The sequence below is a fragment of the Pseudoxanthobacter sp. genome, assembly GCF_036822375.1.
In the GTDB taxonomy this organism is placed as follows: Bacteria; Pseudomonadota; Alphaproteobacteria; order Rhizobiales; family Segnochrobactraceae; genus Pseudoxanthobacter.
On the sequence record NZ_DAISHT010000275.1, the window covers coordinates 1 to 3769 of the forward strand.

Annotated in this window: 4 protein-coding genes and 1 pseudogene; 4 read left to right on the plus strand and 1 reads right to left on the minus strand. The window is 70.8% G+C overall.

Annotated features, from left to right (window positions below; all coding sequences use genetic code 11):
* Positions 1–373, minus strand: a pseudogene (locus V7067_RS16320) (EamA/RhaT family transporter); the annotation flags it as partial.
* Between the two features lie 178 nt (positions 374–551).
* Between V7067_RS16320 and V7067_RS16325 the strand changes: the two are divergent.
* The 4 genes from V7067_RS16325 to V7067_RS16340 all read left to right on the plus strand — a co-directional run.
* A complete protein-coding gene (locus V7067_RS16325; RefSeq protein WP_334176953.1) occupies positions 552–1382 on the plus strand; it encodes an N-formylglutamate amidohydrolase in 831 nt (276 codons plus the stop codon).
* A gap of 156 nt (positions 1383–1538) precedes the next feature.
* A complete protein-coding gene (locus V7067_RS16330) occupies positions 1539–1847 on the plus strand; it encodes a DUF1244 domain-containing protein (RefSeq protein WP_334176956.1) in 309 nt (102 codons plus the stop codon).
* A 124-nt stretch (positions 1848–1971) separates the two neighbouring features.
* Entirely contained in the window at positions 1972–2226 is a 255-nt protein-coding gene (locus tag V7067_RS16335; protein WP_334176954.1) for a DUF2312 domain-containing protein, read from the plus strand.
* A 405-nt stretch (positions 2227–2631) separates the two neighbouring features.
* The coding region (locus V7067_RS16340) for a POTRA domain-containing protein (protein ID WP_334176955.1) at positions 2632–3769 on the plus strand (1138 nt) is incomplete at its 3' end.

Here is a 3769-nt window from a genome sequence, read left to right on the forward strand (position 1 = left end):
AGAAGCGCGAGCCGAGCACCACCCACACCGGCGAAAGCGTGGCCAGCAGCGTGGCATTGGCGATGGTGGTGTTGAGAATGGCGAGGTGCCAGAACACCAGATCGCCGGCAAACAGCAGGCCGGCGAGAATGAGGCCCGGCGGGAACGCGGCGCTGAGCGGCCGCGACCGGCCGCGCGTTTCCAGACGCGCCCAGAGCCACAGGAACGGCAGCGCCAGAACCACGCGCCAGAACGCGGACACGAACGGCCCGACCTCTGCAAGACGCACGAAGACGGGGGCGACACCCATGGCGATGGCCCCGCCGGTGAGGGCGACGACGGCGGTGGCAAAGCGGTTGCCGGCGCTGCTGGCGGGGGCATCGAGGGTGGTCATGCGGCGTTTCCGTGGGCAGCCGGGCCGGGCGCGCGGCGGGCCCGCTGGTTTGTGCGCAGAATGCGGACCAGTCCTACGCCGGCCGGTGCGCGAATGCCATTGCGATGCCGCCCGGTTCGCGGCTTTATTTGGGCCGGGCGCGGCCGGCTGCGCCCGTTTTGCCGTGCGGAGACCGACGATGCCTGCCGATGCCGAACCCGCCCCGCCTGTCGTGGCCGGGTCCTCTGCCTCCTTTGCCGTTACGGAAGGCGATGATGCGACCGGGGTGCTGATTCTCTGCGATCACGCCACCAACATCGTGCCCGCGCCTTATGGCGATCTCGGCCTGCCGCCCGGCGAACTCGAACGCCACATCGGCTACGACATCGGCGCGCTGGCGGTGACGCAGGCGCTGGCCGCGCGGCTCGGCGCGCCGGCGGTCACCTCGCGCTTTTCCCGCCTGCTCATCGACCCCAACCGCGGCGAGGACGATCCGACGCTGATCATGCGGCTTTCCGACGGCGCCGTGGTGCCGGGCAACCGCACGGTCGATGCGGCCGAGCGCGAGCGCCGGCTGAACCGCTTCTACCGGCCCTATCACGCGGCCATCGCCGCCCGCCTTGCGGCGATGCGGCAGAAGGGCATCGTGCCGCTGATTATTTCCATGCACAGCTACACGCCGGTCTGGCGCGGCGTTGCGCGCCGCTGGCACGCCGGCATTCTGTGGGACCGCGATCCGCGCGCCGCGGTGCCGATGATCGCGGGTCTGCGGGCTGACCCGGCCCTCGTGGTCGGCGACAACGAGCCCTATGACGGCGCCCTGCACGGCGATACGCTCTACCGGCACGCCACCAGCGCCGGCCTGCCCCATGTGCTGGTGGAGGTGCGGCAGGATCTGATTGCCGGCGGGCCGGGCGCGGAAGCATGGGCGACGCGCCTCGCCCCCATCGTCACCGCCATCCGCGGGCTGCCGGAGGTGGGCGAGATCGCCCGCTTCGGCTCGCGCAGCGATCGCCCGCACCGCGCCTGACCGGGGATCGCGGCCGGGTGAGGGGTGATTTGCCGGGGCAGGGCGGTTATGCTTGCTCTCCGCACCCCTGCTGCCGTGGAGACATTGCCGATGGCCGAGCCCGCCCCCGTTTCGTCCGATCCGGCCGGTCCGCTTGCCGACGGCCCCGCCGCTGCGCTGGATGAGGGCCTGCGCACCGCGCTGGAGGCGGCCGCTTTCCGCCGCCTCGTGGCGCATCTGCGCGCGCACCCGGAGGTGCAGAACATCGACCTGATGAATCTGGCCGGCTTCTGCCGCAACTGCCTGTCCAACTGGTATCAGGAGGCGGCAGCCGGCCACGGCGTGGATCTCGACAAGGCGGGCGCCCGCGAGATCGTTTATGGCATGCCTTACGATGCGTGGAAGGCGCGCTTCCAGCGCGAGGCGGACGCCGGACAGGCGGCGGCCTTTGCTGCGCGGATGGCGGAAAAGAACGCCGCCGGCTGATTTCCCGCCGGCCCGGGCGGGCCGCCGCGCCGCCTTCACCCCATCTTAAGGGTCGGCCCCAATCGTCGCGCAGAGCCCGCGCCCGGTGACGGGGGGCGGGGTCCTGATCGGAACTGGAACAGACATGACGACCGATATTGCCGAAACCGGCGTTGCCGCCGAGGAACTGAAGCAGTTCATCGAGCGCATCGAGCGGCTTGAGGAAGAGAAGAAGAGCATCTCCGATGACCTGAAGGAGGTCTATGCCGAACTCAAGGGCCGCGGCTTCGATGCCAAGGCCGTGCGCAAGATCGTTTCGATCCGCCGGCAGGATGCCTCCGAGCGGCAGGAGCAGGAAGCGATTCTGCAGCTCTACATGGAAGCCCTCGGCATGGCCTGAGGGGCTGCGGCGCTGACGATCGCGTGATGGGTCACTTTTGACACGCTTGCCGGGAAACTTGTCCACCAAACGGTAACGTCGTTCGTGGAAGCCTTGTCGCGCAACCCGTCGCAGGCAGCCTTGTGTTAACCGGAAGCGGAACGGGCGAATCGCGGCGGGGCCGGACGCGCAGAGGGCGTGGCGAGGCCGGAAAGGGCGTGTGGCGAGTTGGAGCGGGCCAGAGAGCACGGGCCGGACCCTGAGATGACGGACGCGGCGGCGCCCGCCACGGCGGTCGTGCTGTCGTGCCCTTCCGTGCGCCCGTCCGCGGCATGCGCGGCGGCGGTCGCACCCGGAGCCGCGCCCGCCCCGGTCCCTGTCTTCGCCCCTGCATCCCGGCTTGCCCCCATATCCCGACGGGTTCCGGTGCCGGGATTCGCGCGCGCGTCTGCCGTCGCACTGGCGCTGGGACTGGCGTTTGCGCCCGGGCTGTCGCCGGCCCGCGCCGCCGATCCCGCAGCCCCGGACGGCAGCCAGAGCACGGCTTCCGGCAAGGGGGATCGCGGCGAGGTGGCCGGCGAAGGCCATGTCAGCCGCACCGTAACGCTGACGCTCGACATCGCCGGCCATGACGAGGCGCTGGAAAGCGCGGTGCGCAGCGCCTCCAGTCTGGCCCGCCTTTCCGAAGACGGCACCAGTTCGCCCGACGCCATCCTGCGCGCCACGCTTTCGGAGCGCCGCCGCCTCACCGGCATCATGTTCCAGCAGGCGCGCTACGCGGCCATCGTCGAGGTGACGGTGGCCGGCGTTTCCTCCGAGGATGCGGCGGTGCGCGACGCCATCGAGGCCGCCTTCCGCCGCGGCAACGTGCCGGCCACCATCCGCATCCGGCCCGGGCCGGTGTTCCATGTCGGCCGGGTTGCGGTGGTGCTGGCCGATGGCCGCCCCGCCACGGTGGTCGGGCCGGCGGAAACCGGGCTCGTCGCCGGCGCGGTCGCCGGGCAGGCCTCGATCGTGGATGCCGAAGGCCGGCTGCTGCAGGTGATGCGCAAGGCGGGCTATCCGCTGGCCGGCGTGACCGGCCGCAATGTCATCGCCGACCACGCCACCAGCCTCATCGATGTTACCTACACGGTCGATCCCGGCCGGCAGGCCAGCTTCGGCGCGGTGGAGGTGCGCGGCACAGAGAAGATGCGCCCGGACCTGATCCGCCAGTGGGCGCCGTTCCGGGCCGGCGAGCGCTACAATCCCGCCGCGCTGGAGGAATATGCCCGCTACCTGCGCAGCCTCGGCGTGTTCAACTCGGTGCGCGTGGTCACCGGCGACGCGGTGGCGGCCGACGGCACCATTCCGGTCATCGTCGATGTGTCGGAGCGCAAGCGCCGCTATATCGGTGCCTCCGCCTCGTTCGCCACCACCGACGGTGCCGTGCTGACGGCCTACTGGGGCCATCGCAATCTGTTCGGCGGCGGCGAGCGCATCCGCATCGAGGCCACCACCTCGCGCCTCGGCGTCAACGCCATCAACGATCTGGAATACAGCCTCGGCTACACCTTCGTGAAAC

What these genes read in the sequence shown, in the direction of transcription:
- V7067_RS16325 (WP_334176953.1), top strand. Translation starts at nt 552, where the DNA reads ATGCCTGCCGATGCCGAACCCGCCCCGCCTGTCGTGGCCGGGTCCTCT.
- V7067_RS16335 (WP_334176954.1), top strand. Translation starts at nt 1,972, where the DNA reads ATGACGACCGATATTGCCGAAACCGGCGTTGCCGCCGAGGAACTGAAG.